Raw genomic sequence first — 16,841 nt, forward strand, 5'->3', positions numbered from 1 at the left:
CATGACGTCACCGGCGACCACCCCCGCGGACGTACTGGTGATCTTCGGCATCACCGGAGACCTCGCCAGAAAGATGACCTTCCGGTCGCTGTACCGGCTCGAACGGCGCAAGTTGTTGAACTGCCCGATCGTCGGTGTCGCGCTTGACGAATGGTCCGAGGCGACGCTGCGTGATCATGCGCGAAGTTCGATCGAGACCGCGGGCGAGACCATCGACGAGGAGGTGTTCGCCCGTTTCGCACAACGCCTTTCGATGGTGTCGGGTGACTTCGCCGACGCGAACACCTATGAAAAGGTGGCTCGGGCCATCAAGGGCAAGCACACGCCGGTGTTCTATCTCGAGATCCCGCCGTCGCTGTTCGGCATGGTCGTCGAAGGCCTGGCACACGCCAACCTCACCGATCGGGCCCGGGTGGTGGTGGAGAAGCCGTTCGGCCACGACCTGGAGTCGGCCCGTGCCCTGAACGCCCAACTGCGCAGCGTGCTCGAGGAGTGGCAGATCTTTCGCATCGATCACTTCCTCGGCAAGGAACCGGCGATGGACATCATGTTCCTGCGGTTCGCCAATTCGGTGTTCGAGCCGCTGTGGAATCGCGACCGCATCCAATGCGTGCAGATCACCATGGCCGAGAACTTCGGCGTGGAGGATCGTGGCAGCTTCTACGATCCGGTCGGCGCCCTGCGTGACGTGGTGCAGAACCACCTGCTTCAGCTGATCGGCCTGTTCGCCTCCGAGCCGCCGAGTTGCGCGGGTGCCGACGGTCTTCGCGACAAGCGGGCGGAGGTGTTTCGTGCGATCCCGTCGATCGATCCGGCGCACTACATCCGGGGCCAGTACGACGGATACCGGTCCATCAAAGGGGTGCGGCCGGACTCCCAAACCGAGACGTTCGCCGCGCTGAAGCTCGAGATCGACAACTGGCGATGGGCCGGAGTGCCGTTCTTCATCCGCGCCGGCAAGGCACTTCCGGTGCGGGCCACCGAGATTCGGGTGTTCTTCAAGCGTCCGCCCAAGCTCGCAGTCATGCCGGAGCGGCCCGACCCCAACCAGCTGGTGCTGCGGATCGATCCGAACCCGGGTACCGACCTGATCATCCAGGCCAAGGAGCCCGGTGCGAACACCACCCGATGCGTCGATCTGTCGTTGACGTTCGCCAAGGAACTGGGCGAGGCGCCCGAACCCTACGAGCGGCTGCTGTCCGATGCCATGCGCGGGGACTCCGCCCAATTCGCCCGTGAAGACGGCGTCGAGGAGACCTGGCGCATCGTTCAGCCGCTGATCGAGTCGCCCCCCGAACTGCAGACCTATGTAGTCGGATCGTGGGGTCCGCCGTCGGTGTCCAAACTCGTTGCGGGATACCCCAGTTGGCGCGAGCCCTGGCTGGAGTCCTAGGTGCCGTCAGCCTCTCGCGCTCAAGTCGCCGACCTGATCGGTGACCGCAGCCTGAGCGCCCGGTCCGTCCTGGCGACGGCGCTCCTCGGCGCCGACGAACCGCACCTGACGGTGGGCGAGCTGGTCGGGATCGCTTCGCTGTTCGGTATCAGCGACGGCGCCACCCGCACCTGTCTGTGGCGCATGGTGTCCAACGGTGAGCTCACCGGTGACGACGGGATCTACGCGCTGGCCGGGCCGTTGCTCGAGCGTCGGCAACGGGTCGACGAAGCCGCCCGCTACGACAACACCGCGTTGCTGTGGGACGGCACCTGGGAATTGGCGGTGGTATCGCTGGACCGCCGTTCGGCGGCTGACCGTCTCGCGCTGCGCAAATCCGCGACCGGGCTGCACCTCGCCGAGTTGCGCGAAGGTGTCTGGATCCGCCCGGACAACCTGGATCCAAAGCGGTTGCCGACGTTGCGTGATGTGCTGGACCGCCAGTGTGTGCACTTTCACGGTGCTGCCACCGATATCCCGGCTGAGACCGTGAGATCCCTCTTCAACCTTGATGATTGGGCAGCCGACGCGCGACGGCTGACGGTGGCCTTGCACGACGAGCTCGACGTCGACGCGGTCCAAACCGAGGACTTCATCCATCAGTTCGCGCTGTCCATCACCGTCGTCCGGCATCTGCAACTCGACCCGCTGCTGCCCGCCGAGCTGGAAGCCGAGGACTGGCCGGGCCACGAATTGCGCAGCACGTACCGCCAGTTCGACGAGATGTTCAAGCGTCACCTCGCGGGCCGGCGCTAGGCGCACCATCCGCTCGGCGGTGAGATTGTTGCCGAGCAGACGTCCAAACCCCCCAAATTGTTGCAAAAGAGGGGGTTTGACGTCTTCTCGCGAGAAGTGTCAGTCCTTCAGAACGGGTTTCAACGCCTCGAGCACCGCCGGATCCTCGATGGTCGACGGCACCGGCTCGTCGCGGCCGTCGGCGATGCCGCGCATCGTCTTGCGAAGAATCTTGCCGGAGCGGGTCTTGGGCAGCGCCGTGACGACATCGACGAGCTTGAAACAGGCTACCGCGCCGATGTTTTCACGCACCGCATCGATGAGCTCCTCGGCCAGCCGGTCGGCCGACGCACCGGCCTTGAGAACGACGAATCCGCGAGGCACCTGCCCCTTGATCTCGTCGGCAACGCCGATCACCGCGCACTCCGCGACCGCAGGGTGCGTGGCCAGCACGGCTTCGATCGAACCCGTCGACAAACGGTGTCCGGCAACGTTGATCACATCGTCGATTCGCCCCATGACAAACAGGTAGCCATCCTCGTCGAGATAGCCGCCGTCGCCGGTGAGGTAGTAGCCGGGGTGCTCACAGAGATAGGACGCTTCGTAGCGGTCGTCATCGCCCCACAGTGTCGGCAGGGTGCCCGGCGGCAGCGGCAATCCGATGCAGATCGCACCCTCCTCGCCGGGGTCGCAAGGGGAGCCGTCGACGTGAAGGATGCGCACGTTGTAGCCCGGCATCGGAACCGTCGGCGAGCCTGGCTTGATCGGCATGGATTCCAGGCCCATCGGGTTGGCGGCGATCGCCCACCCGGTCTCGGTCTGCCACCAATGGTCGACGACGGGCATGCCCAGCTTCTCCGATGCCCATGCATACGTATCAGGATCGAGACGCTCGCCGGCCTGGAACAGATATTTCATAGCGGACAGGTCGTAGCGGTCGATGTGTGCGCCGTCGGGATCCTCTTTGCGGATGGCCCGGAGCGCGGTCGGCGCCGAAAACAGCGCCTTCACACCGTGTTCCGACGCGACCCGCCAGAACGCGCCCGGGTCGGGCGTGCCGATCGGCTTACCCTCGTAGAGCACGGTCGTCGCGCCGAGCATGAGCGGCCCGTACACGATGTAGGAGTGGCCCACCACCCAGCCGACGTCGGACGCCGCCCAGAAGACCTCCCCCGGCGCGATGTCGTAGATATTGCGCATGCTCCACAACAGGGCCACCGCGTGACCGCCGTTGTCACGGACGATGCCCTTGGGCTTGCCCGTCGTACCCGACGTATAAAGCACGTACAGCGGATCGGTGGCGGCGACCGGCACCGGATCGACGGGATCTGCGCCGGTGAGGTCCTGCCAGTCGATGTCGCGGTCCGGTGTCAGCTCGCAGCGGTGACCGTCGCGCTGCACGATCACGCAGTTGCGGGGTGGGTGCTCCGACATTTCCAGTGCGGCATCGAGCATGGGTTTGTACTCGACTGTCCGGGTCGGTTCGATGCCGCAGGAAGCGGATACTACGACGGTCGGTCGCGCGTCGTCGATGCGGGTGGCCAGCTCATGGGAAGCGAACCCGCCGAACACCACCGAGTGCACCGCGCCGAGGCGAGCGCACGCCAGCATCGCGACCACCGCTTCAGGGATCATCGGCATGTAGATCACCACGCGGTCGCCCTTGCCCACCCCGAGTGCACGCAGCGCACCGGCGAACCGCGCCGTCTTGTCGAGTAGCTCGCCGTAGGTATAGACGCGCTTCGCCCCTGTCACCGGGGAGTCGTAGATCAGCGCCGGCTGGTCGGCGCGGCCGCCCTCGACGTGACGGTCCAACGCATTGGCGCATGTATTCATCTCGGCATCGGGAAACCACCGGTAGAACGGCGGATTGGAGTCGTCGAGGATCTGCTGGGGCTCGCGGGTCCAGGTGACGGCTTTGGCAGCGTCCGCCCAAAAGGTCGCAGGATCAGAGATGCTGGCTTCGAAGAGTTCGCGATACCCGGCCATATCCCGCACCGTAGCGCGCGACGGGTTCTCTAGAGTCGGATTCATGACTGCCGAACCGCCGAGGATCGAAGGTGTGCGCAGGTCGTTCGTCGACGCAAACGGAGTGAACTTTCACGTCACCGAGGCTGGTCCGCCGGACGGCCGTCCCGTCGTCGCGTTGCACGGATGGCCGCAGCACCACTACGAATGGCGCGACCTGCTGGCCGATCCGCCGCCCGGCCTGCGGATCATCGCGCCCGACCTGCCCGGATACGGCTGGTCCGGTCCGCCGCCGCACCGCTGGGCCAAGGAGGACGTCGCCACCGACGTGCTTGCCCTGCTCGATGCGCTGGGTTTGCCCCGCGTCCTGCTGGTCGCCCACGACTGGGGGGCCTATGTCGGTTACCGCATGATCCTGCGGGAACCGGATCGCTTCGACGGGTTCTTCGCGATGAATATGGCCCATCCCTGGCAATCGCCGAAGACGGTGTTGCCGCACATCTGGCGGTTCGACTACCAGATACCGCTGGCGGCCTTCGGCGTCTTCGTGCAACAACGCACGAAATACGTGGAGAAGGTGATCCTCGGGATCGGGTCCGATATGGATCCCGAGACGAAGCGGCTGTTCGCCGATCGGTTCCGCGACCCGGTGTGCGCGCGGGCGGCCAGAGACACCTACCGCACGTTTCTGACCCGTGAAATACCGCACAATGCAAGGAATCCCGAGACTCGACGGGCGAGCGTGCCGATCCGCGTGCTGTTCGGAACCCGCGACCGTGCGGTCGCCTCGTCCATGGTGTCGCCGGACACCGCGAATGCCGACGACTACACGCTGGAAACGGTCGATGCCACCCACTTCGTCGCCGACGAGCGTCCCGACCTGGTCCGCAAGAAGCTGATCGCCCTGGCGGAGGAGACGGCTGGCGTTTGACGTCGCCGTGGCCGGGTAGCCCGTCACCATGACCGGACCCGCCGCAGTCGACAGCTCGCTGACAGTCAAACGCGACACCACCGCCACCCGCCAGCAGGTATGGGATGTGGTGGCCGACGGCTGGACCTACTCGCAATGGGTGGTCGGCAACAGCCGCATGCGTGCTGTCGAGCCGAACTGGCCGGCGGTCGGCAGCAAGATCCACCACACCATCGGGATATGGCCGGTCGTCATCAACGACGAGACCGAGGTCGAATCCTGCACGCCGCTGGAGGAACTCGTGCTGCTGGCCCGCACCCGCCCGTTCGGGATGGCGCGGATCACGCTGCGCCTCCACGACACCTCCGACGGATGCCGCATCGAGATGGCCGAGGTGCCGGTCGGTGGCCCCCTCAACCTGATTCCGCGTCGGCTGGCGTTGGCCGCGGCGTTTCCCCGTAATCGCGAATGCACGTGGCGGTTGGCATCGCTCGCCGAACGTCGGACACAACCTGCCTGAGCCTCGGGCTGTCAGGATGGGTGTGTGGTGGACCGCGACCGCGACGAGGACGGCAAGGCCCGCAACCGCCGACCGCGTGACGCGCTCGGCCGTCCGTTACCGCACGGCAGCCAGGGCGTCGCGCGGATACCCGACGATCTGGATCTCTCCCCGGGCGATTCGTTGACCTACGCCCAGGAACTGCTGGATCAGGGAATGGCGTTTCACGCGCACGAGGTGCTCGAGGCGGCATGGAAGAACGGACCCGACGACGAGCGGGGGATGTGGCAGGGGCTGGCTCAGCTCGCCGTGGGCATCACGCACATACAGCGAGGCAACACGGCCGGTGCGGCGGGCGTCTTGAGCCGGGCCGCGGGCCACCTCGACGAGGTAGACCGCCCCGCGCGTCACGATATCGATGTCGACGGGCTGAGCACGTATGCCCGGGCCGTAATCGGTGATCTCGAGCGTGACATCGGCATCGACGCCGACCGATTGCGGCCACGACTGACAAGAACTACGTAGTCGACGGCAACGAAGACGCGGACCAACATCGCGCGGTGAAAGGTCAGCGTCGCTGTTTGACCATGTTGACCGCTTGTTCGGCGACTGAGCCCAAGACGCGCCGCTCGCGGGCGGTCAATGTCCTGCCTGCCAACAACATCCAGAACCCGTCGTCACCGACATCGATCGCGGTGTCGGCACAGTCGACGCTGGTGCAGGGATCCTTACCGACCGACGCGACGACTTCACCGGTCCGCTCGTCGCTGCGCACCGCCAACATGCTCACGGCGCGCTGGGAATATGCTTCCCGAATCCGCTCGAGCAGCGTGTCGAGATCGGCGTCGCGCAGCACTGAATCGGCGAATAAGGCGAGCAGCTCGGCTTCCTGAGATGACCGTCGCGCCTCGGCGGCGCGGTAGGCCACACGGTCGACCAGTACCGCCACCGCCACCGCGACCAGAAGCAGGACAACGATCGTGACCGCGCTGTCCGGATCCTCGATCGTCAATGTGAACGGCGGTGTCACCAGGAAGTAGTTGAGCAGCAGGCCGGAGAGCACCGCGGACAACACGGCCGGCGCAACGCCACCGAGGAGTGCGACGACCAGTACGCCGGTGAAGAACAGGGTGCTCTGACCGCCGATGCCCAACGTCTCTAAAGGTAGGGACATCGTTACCGCGAGAATCGCGATCGGAATCGCCAGTGCGGCCAGCCAGGACACCACGCGACGCCGTCCACGTGACAGCGTCGGCAGGCGAATGCCCCTGCGCGCCTCGGGATGCGTCACCATGTGCACGTCGATCGAGCCCGACTGTTGGACGACATTGGCGCCGATTCCTTCGTCGAAGATTCGCGCCCACTTGGAGCGTCGTGACGTGCCGAGCACCAGCTGCGTGGCGTTGGCGGCACGGGCGAAATCGAGCAACGTTGTGGCCACGTCGTCACCGACGACGGTGTGCATCGTCGCGCCCAGACTGGTGGCGACGGCGCGGACCGCGCTCTTCTGTTGCGACGAGATGCTGGTTAGCCCGTCGCCCTGGATGACGTGGACGACCTTGAGTTCGGCACCGGACCTCGACGCGATCCGCGACGCCCTGCGCACCAGCGTCTCCGACTCATCGCCACCGGTGACGCCTACGACCACCCTCTCACGGGTCTCCCAGGTGTCGGTGATGTTCTTGTCGGCGCGGTATTTGGCCAGCGCGGCGTCCACCTGGTCGGCAAGCCACAGCAGCGCCAATTGCCGCAGTGCGGTGAGGTTTCCGGGTCGGAAATAGTTGGACAGTGCGGCATCGACACGCTCGGGCGGATACACGTTGCCGTGAGCGAGCCTGCGCCGCAGGGCCTCCGGCGTGATGTCGACCAGCTCGATCTGGTCGGCGGCGCGGACGATCTCGTCGGGGATCCGCTCCTTCTGTTCGACTCCCGTGATCTGGGTGACGACGTCATTGAGGCTCTCCAGGTGCTGCACGTTCACGGTGGTGATGACCGTGATACCCGCGTTGAGAAACTCATCGACGTCCTGCCATCGAGTGGCGTTCCTGCTGCCGGGTGTGTTGGTGTGGGCGAAGTCGTCGACGAGTATCACCTGGGGCCGGCGGGCCAGTACCGCCTCGACGTCGAGCTCTGGATAGCGGTCGCCCTGGTACTCGACGAATTGAGGCGGAATCACCTCGATGCCGGCCAGCTGCTGGGTCGTCCTGCGGCGTCCGTGGGTTTCGATCACCGCGGCCACCACGTCGGTTCCGCGTTCCATCCGCCGGTGTGCCTCGGCCAGCATCGAGTAGGTCTTGCCGACCCCGGGGGCGGCACCCAGGTAGACGCGCAGGTCACCTCGTTTGCGACCGAGGATGCTCACCCCTCCATCATCCACGGTGAGGCCAGCGAACCTGTAGGCAATCGAGATGTGCGCGTCGAGACCGCTCCCACTCGCGGTCACCGCGTCGGCGGTCACCGCGGGATTGGCGCGCGCTGCCGCGATCGGCACGATCTACCGATGCTGCAGTCCCTCACCGGCTGCCGCGCACTCGACCCGCACGTCTTCGTAGGTCTCCAGGAACGGCGTCTGGGTCGTCTCGCATGGAGCGTTGACGCTGATCAGGGTGAGCAGGCTCGGCTTATCTTCGGCCGGATTGTCGGCACAGCCGACGGGCGTATCGGCTACGCCCGGACCCTCATAGTGACCTTCGGGCGAACATGGACATCGATGCCGAACACCTGGGAGAGCGACTGCGCACACGTACCAAATCCATAGGTCCTTGGTAACGCAGGGCCCGCGAAAGGCGGTCCCTCGCGCATGTCGGTCGGTTATTCGCCGATTCGAGCCGCGGGGCGGCGCGACCCGCGATCCTTCTCGGCCGGATCCATGGAGGACGGTGACCGCATGTCGCGAATATTGAGGTATCGGATCGTCGCGAAGAAAGCCGCCACCGTGCCCATCATCGAGATCACTTGCATCATGTCACTCACAGTGTCCCACCTCGGCGATCCGACCAGCCAGTACAAATTTGCATACCTCCAGCTGTACTCCGTCAGTGGCGGCGAATCATCAAGGCATGCGCCATTTTTACGCCCATATTCGACATCTTGACGGCAACCTAACGCCCGACGGGGTCCGCGGTCGGCAGCTATTGCTGGAAGCGGTAGCCCATCCCGGCTTCGGTCAGCAGGTGCACGGGATGCGACGGATCGTCCTCGAGCTTGCGCCGTAGCGCCGCCAAATACACACGCAGATAATGCGTTTCCTTCGCGTAGGCCGGACCCCACACTTCCTTGAGCAGTTCTTCGCGGCCGACGAGTTTGCCGCGATTGCGCACCAGCATCTCGAGCATGCCCCACTCGGTCGGGGTGAGATGCACCTCGGTGCCGTTCTTGGTCACCTTCTTGGCGGCCAGGTCGACCGTGAACGACGACGTCTCGATCACGGGTTCGTCGATTTCCGACGACGCCGTGGCTCGCCGCACTGCCGCGCGCAGCCGGGCCAGGAACTCGTCCATCCCAAAGGGTTTGGTGACGTAGTCGTCGGCGCCCGCGTCCAGCGCCTCGACTTTGTCCGACGAGTCGGTCCTGGCCGACAGCACGATCACCGGCGCGGTCAGCCAGCCGCGCAGCCCGGCGAGCACGTCGATGCCCGACATGTCGGGCAGTCCGAGGTCCAGCACGATGACGTCGGGTTTGTGATCGGCGGCCTGCTTCAGCGCCTCTGAGCCGCTGGCGGCGGTGAACACCTCATAACCGCGCACCGACAGGTTGATCCGTAGTGCCCGCAGGATCTGCGGTTCATCGTCGATGACAAGCACGCGGGTTTTGGTCGTCATACCGCCGCCAAATCGATTTCGACCGTGAGTCCACCGCCGGGGGTGTCGGTTGCCGAGATCGTGCCACCCATGGCCTTTACGAACCCCCGGGCGACCGAAAGGCCAAGGCCGACACCGATGCTGGTGTCGTGGTCACCGAGGCGCTGGAACGGGGCGAACAGCTGTTCCTCGGTGCCGCGCGGGATGCCGGGACCTTCGTCGACTACGGCGATCAGCACCCGGTTGCCGACCTGCCCCGCGGTCACGCGCACTGGGCTGTCCGGGGCGTACCGTAGCGCGTTGTCGATCAAGTTGGCCAGCACCCGTTCCAGCAGGCCGGCGTCGGCCATGGCGACGGCACCCGCCCCGCTGCTGGCGACGTCGACCTTGACTCGGTCCAGGCCGCGACGCCGGAAACCAGTATTTCCCTTGCGGATTCCGAGAATCGCCCGCTGCACGGTCTCTTCCAGATACACCGGTCCCAGTTCGGGCTTCAGCACACCGGCGGCCAGCCGCGACGAGTCCAACAGGTTGCCGACCAGCGCGGTCAGCTGATCGATCGACTCCTCGATGGTTGCCAGCAGTTCGGCGGTGTCCTCGGCGGAAAAGTCAACGTCGTCGCTGCGCAGGCTCGAGACGGCGGCCTTGGCTGCGGCCAGGGGAGTGCGAAGGTCGTGACTGACGGCGGACAACAGTGAGCGCCGCAGTTCGTCGGCCCTGGCGATGGCTTCGGCTTTGCCCGCTTCCGCACTGAGTTCGCGCTGTCGCACCAGCCCCGCCGCTTGCATCGCAACGGCGGTGAGCACTCGGCGATCGTGGGCGGCCAGCTTGCGTCCGGCCATCAACAACCAGAATTCGTCGTCGCCGACTTCGATTGCGGTGTCTGCCGATTCGACATCCACACACGGGTTGTCGCCGACACACGCGACGATTCCCGCGTTAGCGCGCAGCAAGCTCACGGCCCGTTGCGAATACGTCTCACGGACTCGCTCCAGCAGCGTGTCGAGATCGGCGCCACGCAGCACCGACCCCGAGAACAACGCCAGCAGTTCGGCGTCCTGGGACGCTCGGCGAGCCTCACGAGCGCGTTTGGCGGCATTGTCGACCAGTGCAGCGACAGCGACGGCGACGAACAGCAGGACCACCATGGTGATCGCGTTGTCAGGTTCAGCGATCGTGAATGTGTGGCGGGGTTCGATCAGGAAGAAGTTGAGCAGCACGCCGGACAGCACGGCCGACAGCGCTGCGGGTGCGACGCCGCCGAGGAGGGCTACGACGAGAACACCGATGAAGAACAGCGCACTCTCGCCGCCCACGCCCAGGAATGGGTCGAGCAGGAAGACCAGGAGCGCGCAGACCGCGGACGGCACCACGACAGCTGCGAGCCACGACGTGAGGTGGCGCTGGCGCGGCGCGATCCGCGACCACAACGACTCCTTACGTGCTTCGGGGTGGGTGACCATGTGGACATCGATGGGGCCTGACTGCTGCACCACGCTCGCGCCGATACCCTCGTCGAACATCCGGGCCCAGCGCGACCGCCTCGACGTGCCGAGGACCAGCTGTGTCGCGTTCTCGTCACGGGCGAAATCCAGTAGCGCACTCGGCACGTCGTCGCCGACGACGGTGTGCAGGGTCGCACCGAGGCTGGCCGCCAGTTCCCGCACGGTGCCCATCTGGGGTGCCGACACACCGGACAGTCCATCACCGCGGGCCACGTGCACGATCATCAGCTCGGCGCTGGACTTCGAGGCGATGCGAGATGCCCTGCGCACCAGCGTTTCCGACTCCGCACCTCCGGTGACTGCGACGACGACGCGTTCGCGGGCCTCCCAGGTCGCGGTGATCTGGTTCTCTTCGCGGTACTTCTCCAGCGCGGCGTCGACCTGGTCGGCCAGCCAGAGCAGGGCGAGTTCGCGCAACGCTGTCAGGTTGCCTCTGCGGAAGTAATTGGACAGCGCCGCGTCCACCCGTTCGGGGGCATACACGTTGCCGTGAGCGAGCCTGCGCCGCAGGGCTTCCGGTGTGATGTCGACGAGCTCGATCTGGTCTGCGGCGCGCACGATCTCGTCGGGCACCTTCTCCTGTTGCTCGATGCCGGTGATCTGGGTGACGACGTCGTTGAGGCTCTCGAGGTGCTGAACGTTGACCGTGGAGATGACGGTGATGCCGGCCTCGAGCAGCTCCTCCACGTCCTGCCACCGCTTGGCATTCTTACTGCCCGGGGTGTTGGTGTGCGCCAGCTCGTCGACGAGGACGACCTGCGGCGCGCGCCGCAGCACCGCCTCGACGTCGAGTTCGGCGAACTGCTTGCCGCGGTAGTCGATGAGCTTCGGCGCGACGGTCTCGATGCCCTCGATCAGGTCGGCGGTCTTCTTGCGGCCGTGCGTCTCCACCACCGCGGCGACCACATCGGTGCCGCGCTCCAGCCGTCGATGCGCCTCGCCGAGCATCGCGAAGGTCTTCCCGACACCGGGCGCGGCACCCAGATAAATGCGCAGCTCACCACGCTTTTTCTGGGAGCCCGGCCGGTCGGTCACCACCCCATCATCCACCGGTCACGTCAGCTTTTTGCCGGATACTTCTGGTCAAGGGCCAGGTTGAGCTGCAGCACGTTGACCGTCGGCTCGCCGAAGAACCCGAGGAACCTGCCGTCGGTGTGGGCGGCCACGAGATCGCGGACTTGTTCGGCGCTGACGTCACGTGCGGCCGCCACTCGCTTTACCTGAAGGTCGGCGTACGGGATCGAGATGTGTGGGTCCAGGCCGCTTCCGCTTGCGGTCACCGCGTCGGCGGGCACGACGAAATCGGCCGGCGCGCTGCCGCGGATCGGCACGAGCTGGCCGATGCTGTAGGCATCTCCTTCCGGGCCGGGCTGCCTACATTCGACGCGCACACCTTCGTACGTGTCGAGGAACGGCTTCTGCGTAGTGGCGCACGGCTCGTTGACGCTGATTACCCGGGTCGGCTTCACGACCTTGCCCCGCGCATCGCGCGGGCCGACCACCGACAGCACGGCCCCGACACCGTCACCGGTGCAGAACGGCCGCGCGCCGTCGACACCTTCGGTCTCACCGACGGTGGCGCTGCGCTCGCAGACCTGCGTGAGCAGGCTCGGCTTGTCGGGTGCATCCACGATGCTCTCGGGGCCGAGGTTGCTTGCGCTGGTGGCCAGCGGGTCATACCCGTCGCCGGCCGCCGACGGTCGGCCCTGGAAGTACTGCACCAGCACGTTGCCGTCGGCGTCGGTGAAGGACTGTCCGATCAGGCTGCTGCCCAACAGTTTTCCGTCGATCTCGATCAGCGATCCGTTGGCCTTGTCGTTCAGGCCGGGCAGCTGCGCCACCAGCCAGATGAACACCGGGTAGGCGATGCCGAGGATGACGGTGAGCACCAGCAGCGCACGCAACGCCGCCCAGTGTTGACGAACGAGATTGGAAAAATTCATGTCACATCCCGGGGAAGAGTTGTACGACGAGGTCGATCAGTTTGATGCCGATGAACGGGGCGATGATGCCGCCGAGCCCGTAGATGTAGAGGTTGCGGCTCAACAGTTTTGACGCGCTGGCCGGTGTGTACCGCACGCCGCGCAGTGACAACGGGATCAGCGCGATGATGACCAAGGCGTTGAAGATCACCGCCGACAGGATCGCCGACTGCGGGCTGTGCAGCCGCATGATGTTCAGCAGGTCCAGGCCTGGGAACAGCGCCACGAAGAGCGCGGGGATGATCGCGAAGTACTTGGCGATGTCGTTGGAGATCGAGAACGTCGTCAGTGCACCGCGCGTGATGAGCAACTGCTTGCCGATCTCGACGATCTCGATGAGCTTGGTCGGATCGGAATCCAGGTCGACCATGTTGCCGGCCTCCTTGGCCGCCGACGTGCCGGTGTTCATCGCGACGCCGACGTCGGCCTGTGCAAGCGCGGGTGCGTCGTTGGTGCCGTCACCGGTCATCGCGACGAGCTTGCCGCCGGCCTGCTCCTTCTTGATCAGCGCCATCTTGTCTTCCGGCGTGGCCTCGGCGAGGAAGTCGTCGACACCGGCCTCGTCGGCAATAGCCTTGGCGGTCAACGGGTTGTCGCCGGTGATCATCACGGTGCGGATGCCCATGCGGCGCATCTCGTCGAAGCGTTCCCGCATGCCGTGCTTGACGACGTCCTTGAGGTGGATGACCCCGAGTACCTCGGCTCGGCCACCCTGCACTTGTCCGACGACCAGAGGAGTGCCGCCGTCGGCGGAGATGCCGTCGACGATGTCGCCGAGCTGGTTCGGCACCGCGCCCCCTTCGGAGCGCACCCATTCAGCGACCGTGCTCGCCGCGCCCTTGCGCAACTTGTGGCCGTCCAGGTCGACACCCGACATCCGTGTCGTCGCGCTGAACTCGATCCAGGTCGCGTGCGCCAATTCGCCATGTGTGCGGGCCCGCAGACCGTACTCCCGCTTCGCGAACACGACGATCGACCGTCCTTCCGGCGTTTCGTCGGCGAGGCTGGACAACTGCGCGGCGTCGGCAAGTGCTTCGGCTGTCACCCCGTCGAGAGGGACGAAGGCCGCGGCCTGCCGGTTGCCGAGCGTGATGGTTCCGGTCTTGTCGAGCAGCAGGGTGTTCACGTCACCGGCCGCCTCCACGGCGCGTCCGGACATGGCGAGCACATTTCGCTGCACCAGGCGGTCCATTCCGGCGATGCCGATCGCCGACAGCAAGGCGCCGATCGTGGTCGGGATGAGACACACCAGCAGCGCCACCATCACGATGCCGCTGACGCCGTTACCGTTGAGTGCCAACGAGTCCGCGACACCCGGATTGTTGGCCTTGGAGTAGATCGCCAGCGGTTGCAGCGTCGCGACGGCGAATACGAAGATCATCGTCAGCGAGGCCAGCAGGATGTTCAGCGCGATCTCGTTGGGCGTCTTCTGCCGGTTGGCGCCTTCGACGAGCGCGATCATGCGGTCGATGAAGCTCTCACCCTGCTTCTGCGTGATCTTCACGACGATGCGGTCCGACAGCACGGTGGTGCCGCCGGTTACCGCCGAGCGGTCGCCGCCCGACTCGCGGATGACGGGTGCGGATTCACCGGTGATCGCCGATTCGTCCACCGAGGCAATGCCTTCGACGACGTCGCCGTCGCCCGGGATGGGCTGGCCCGCCTCGACCACCACGATGTCGCCCTGCTGCAACAGCGGTGCGGCGACCTCTTCTTCACGGCCCGGTGTACCCGGCGCCCAGCCGACGAGGCGACGCGCCATCGTGGCCGTCTTGGTCTTACGCAGTGACTCGGCCTGCGCCTTGCCGCGTCCTTCGGCGACGGCCTCGGCGAGGTTGGCGAAAAGCACCGTGAGCCAGAGCCACACCACGATCAGCCACGCGAACCAGGACGGCTCCATCACGGCGAGCACCGTGCTCCAGACGGCACCGATCTCGACGATGAACATGACGGGATTGCGCCACAGGGTGCGCGGGTCGAGCTTGCGCAGCGCGTCGGGCATCGACTTCCACAGCATCCTCGGGTCGAGCAACCCGCCCTGAACCCGGTTGGGCGCGTGCTGTTTCGACGGTGCGGGCACAGCGGAATCGATGGTGGGCACGGACATCAGTGGATTCCTTCAGCAAGGGGTCCCAGCGCGAGCATGGGAAGGAAGGTCAAGGCGACCAGGATCAACGTCACGCCGGCGACCATGCCGACGAACTGCGGACGATGGGTGGGCAGCGTGCCGACGGAGTCTGGCGTCTTGCCCTGCCTGGCCAGCGATCCGGCCAGCGCCAGCACGAAGATGATCGGCAGGAACCGGCCGAACAGCATGGCCAGTCCGAGTGCGGTGTTGTACCACTCGGTGTTGACCGAGATGCCGGCGAACGCCGATCCGTTGTTGTTGCCCGCCGAGGTGAAGGCGTACAGCACTTCCGAGAGGCCATGCGGGCCGGTATTGAGCATGCCCGCGCGTTGACCGGGCATCGCCATCGCCACCGCCGTGCCGGTCAGCACGATCAGCGGGGTGATGAGGAAATACGTTGCCGCGAGCTTGATCTCCCGCGGTGTGATCTTTTTGCCCAGATACTCCGGCGTGCGGCCGACCATGAGGCCCGCGACGAACACCGTGATGATCGCCAATACGAGCATGCCGTACAGACCCGAGCCCACGCCGCCGGGTGCGACTTCGCCGAGCTGCATGTTGAACAACAACATCATGCCGCCGAGGCTGGTGTAGGAGTCGTGGAACGAGTCGACGGCACCGGTGGACGTCAACGTGGTCGAAGCCGCAAATATGGCCGAATTCGCAACGCCGAAGCGCTGTTCCACGCCTTCCATCGCGGCGCCGACCGCGGTGGGAACCGTGCCGTGGGCCTGCAGCTGGAACAGCAACGTCGAGGTCCAGCTGATGGTCGCGATGATGCCCATCACGGCGACGATGGCATAGCCCTGCTTCTTGCTGTCGACCATCCTGCCGAATGTTCTGGGCAACGAGAATGGGATGATCAGCAACAAGAATATTTCGAACCAGTTCGTCCACGTGGTGGGGTTTTTGAACGGATGCGCGGAGTTGACGTTGAAGAACCCGCCCCCGTTGGTGCCGAGCTCCTTGATGACCTCCTGGCTGGCGACCGGGCCACCGGGAATGGTCTGCTGACCGCCGGCGAGCGTCGAGGCGATCTGGGTGTGCAGGTCGAAGTTCTGCACCACACCGCCGACGATGAGGATGATCGCGCCGATGATGGAGAGCGGCAACAGGATCCGAATGACTCCGCGGATGAGGTCGACCCAGAAGTTGCCCAGCTCGGTGGTGTCGCGACGGGCCAGTGCGCGCACGAACGCCATCGCCACGGCCACACCGACCGCTGCGGAGACGAAGTTCTGCACGGCGAGACCGGCCATCTGAACCAGGTGGCCCTGGGTCGACTCTCCCGAATAGGCCTGCCAATTGGTGTTGGTGACGAAGCTGACCGCGGTGTTCCACGCCAGCGCCGGGGTCATCTCGGTGCCCGGGTCGTTGAGATGCAAGGGCAGCTTGCCCTGCACCAACTGGAGAATGAACAGGAACAGCACGCTGATCGCCGAGAACGCGAGCACGCTGCGGGCATAGGAACCCCAGGTCTGTTCGGCCTTGGGGTCGGCGCCGATCAATCGGTAGACGACGCGCTCGCCGCGCAGGTGGCGTTCCGAGGAGTAGACCCGGTACATGTAGTCGCCCAGCGGCACGTGGACGACCGCGAGGCCGATGATGAGCGAGACGAGGAAGAGTATCCCCGCGGTGGTGGTGCTCACTTAGAACCGCTCGGGGAAGAGCAGGGCGGCGAAGAGGAACACCGCGATGAGAACCGCCAGCACGAGTCCGATGACGTTTTCGATCACAGTCCCTCGGCCCACTTCTGAATCAGGCCGAAGACGGCGAAAACCGCCACCGTCAACGCGATGTACACCAGGACGGACATGACACTCTCCGACGTTTACAGGCCGCCGGATTTCGGCGACCCATAGAAGGATCGCGCCAGGTCAGG

General features: G+C 65.6%; 13 protein-coding genes and 2 pseudogenes. 5 read left to right on the plus strand and 10 right to left on the minus strand.

Annotated elements, in window-relative coordinates:
* Position 1 precedes the first annotated feature (1 nt).
* Complete coding sequence (gene zwf / locus BST47_RS16845; RefSeq protein ID WP_083126676.1) at positions 2-1,393, plus strand: glucose-6-phosphate dehydrogenase; 1,392 nt, start codon at positions 2-4, stop codon at positions 1,391-1,393.
* Positions 1,394-2,188 carry a PaaX family transcriptional regulator C-terminal domain-containing protein gene (locus BST47_RS16850; protein WP_083126677.1) on the plus strand — a complete coding sequence of 265 codons (795 nt, stop codon included), beginning with the start codon at positions 1,394-1,396 and terminating at the stop codon, positions 2,186-2,188.
* 99 nt (positions 2,189-2,287) lie between these two features.
* On the opposite strand, the gene BST47_RS16855 is transcribed toward BST47_RS16850, so the two are convergent.
* Positions 2,288-4,201, minus strand: a complete 1,914-nt coding sequence (locus BST47_RS16855) for a propionyl-CoA synthetase (protein WP_083126678.1) — start codon at positions 4,199-4,201, stop codon at positions 2,288-2,290.
* On the opposite strand from BST47_RS16855, the gene BST47_RS16860 reads away from it, so the two are divergent.
* Genes BST47_RS16860 through BST47_RS16870 form a run of 3 tightly spaced genes read left to right on the plus strand, consistent with a single transcriptional unit; the run spans position 4,200 to position 6,069 of the window.
* On the plus strand, positions 4,200-5,066 hold the full coding sequence (locus tag BST47_RS16860) for an alpha/beta fold hydrolase (RefSeq protein WP_083126679.1): 867 nt from the start codon (positions 4,200-4,202) through the stop codon (positions 5,064-5,066). The genes BST47_RS16855 and BST47_RS16860 overlap by 2 nt on opposite strands.
* Positions 5,067-5,094: 28 nt before the next feature.
* Entirely contained in the window at positions 5,095-5,565 is a 471-nt protein-coding gene (locus BST47_RS16865; protein WP_083126680.1) for an SRPBCC family protein, read from the plus strand.
* 24 nt (positions 5,566-5,589) lie between these two features.
* On the plus strand, positions 5,590-6,069 hold the full coding sequence (locus BST47_RS16870) for a DUF309 domain-containing protein (protein WP_083126681.1): 480 nt from the start codon (positions 5,590-5,592) through the stop codon (positions 6,067-6,069).
* Positions 6,070-6,118: 49 nt separating this feature from the next.
* Here the strand turns inward: BST47_RS16870 and BST47_RS16875 are convergent.
* The 9 genes and pseudogenes from BST47_RS16875 to kdpF all read right to left on the minus strand — a co-directional run.
* Positions 6,119-7,921 (minus strand): annotated as a pseudogene (locus BST47_RS16875) (sensor histidine kinase); the annotation flags it as partial.
* Between the two features lie 18 nt (positions 7,922-7,939).
* A pseudogene (locus tag BST47_RS31190) lies at positions 7,940-8,149 on the minus strand (potassium-transporting ATPase subunit C); the annotation flags it as partial.
* A gap of 206 nt (positions 8,150-8,355) precedes the next feature.
* A complete protein-coding gene (locus BST47_RS30735; RefSeq protein WP_165799807.1) occupies positions 8,356-8,517 on the minus strand; it encodes a hypothetical protein in 162 nt (53 codons plus the stop codon).
* Positions 8,518-8,675: 158 nt separating this feature from the next.
* A complete protein-coding gene (locus BST47_RS16880; protein WP_083126682.1) occupies positions 8,676-9,365 on the minus strand; it encodes a response regulator in 690 nt (229 codons plus the stop codon).
* On the minus strand, positions 9,362-11,884 hold the full coding sequence (locus BST47_RS16885; protein WP_420094041.1) for a DUF4118 domain-containing protein: 2,523 nt from the start codon (positions 11,882-11,884) through the stop codon (positions 9,362-9,364). The genes BST47_RS16880 and BST47_RS16885 overlap by 4 nt, the downstream gene beginning before the upstream one ends.
* A gap of 23 nt (positions 11,885-11,907) precedes the next feature.
* The gene (locus tag BST47_RS16890) at positions 11,908-12,792 is read right to left on the minus strand and encodes a potassium-transporting ATPase subunit C (RefSeq protein WP_083126684.1); all 885 of its coding nucleotides are present in this window, start codon (positions 12,790-12,792) and stop codon (positions 11,908-11,910) included.
* Between the two features lies 1 nt (position 12,793).
* Positions 12,794-14,938 carry a potassium-transporting ATPase subunit KdpB gene (gene kdpB, locus BST47_RS16895; protein WP_083126685.1) on the minus strand — a complete coding sequence of 715 codons (2,145 nt, stop codon included), beginning with the start codon at positions 14,936-14,938 and terminating at the stop codon, positions 12,794-12,796.
* Positions 14,938-16,608: a potassium-transporting ATPase subunit KdpA gene (gene kdpA / locus BST47_RS16900; protein WP_083126686.1), complete on the minus strand. Its 1,671-nt coding sequence runs from the start codon at positions 16,606-16,608 to the stop codon at positions 14,938-14,940. The genes kdpB and kdpA overlap by 1 nt, the downstream gene beginning before the upstream one ends.
* Positions 16,609-16,710 (minus strand): K(+)-transporting ATPase subunit F, encoded by a 102-nt coding sequence (kdpF, locus tag BST47_RS31195; protein ID WP_234809744.1) that lies wholly within the window; start codon positions 16,708-16,710, stop codon positions 16,609-16,611.
* Positions 16,711-16,841: the final 131 nt, after the last annotated feature.

This window comes from Mycolicibacterium tusciae (genome assembly GCF_002086795.1).
In the GTDB taxonomy this organism is placed as follows: Bacteria; Actinomycetota; Actinomycetes; order Mycobacteriales; family Mycobacteriaceae; genus Mycobacterium; species Mycobacterium tusciae.

Excerpts from the sequence above, each read along its gene's own strand:
- zwf (WP_083126676.1), top strand. The coding sequence starts at position 2 with ATGACGTCACCGGCGACCACCCCCGCGGACGTACTGGTGATCTTCGGC.
- BST47_RS16860 (WP_083126679.1), top strand. The coding sequence starts at position 4,200 with ATGACTGCCGAACCGCCGAGGATCGAAGGTGTGCGCAGGTCGTTCGTC.
- BST47_RS16855 (WP_083126678.1), bottom strand. The coding sequence starts at position 4,201 with ATGAATCCGACTCTAGAGAACCCGTCGCGCGCTACGGTGCGGGATATG.
- BST47_RS16865 (WP_083126680.1), top strand. The coding sequence starts at position 5,095 with ATGACCGGACCCGCCGCAGTCGACAGCTCGCTGACAGTCAAACGCGAC.
- BST47_RS16880 (WP_083126682.1), bottom strand. The coding sequence starts at position 9,365 with ATGACGACCAAAACCCGCGTGCTTGTCATCGACGATGAACCGCAGATC.
- BST47_RS16890 (WP_083126684.1), bottom strand. The coding sequence starts at position 12,792 with ATGAATTTTTCCAATCTCGTTCGTCAACACTGGGCGGCGTTGCGTGCG.
- kdpB (WP_083126685.1), bottom strand. The coding sequence starts at position 14,938 with ATGTCCGTGCCCACCATCGATTCCGCTGTGCCCGCACCGTCGAAACAG.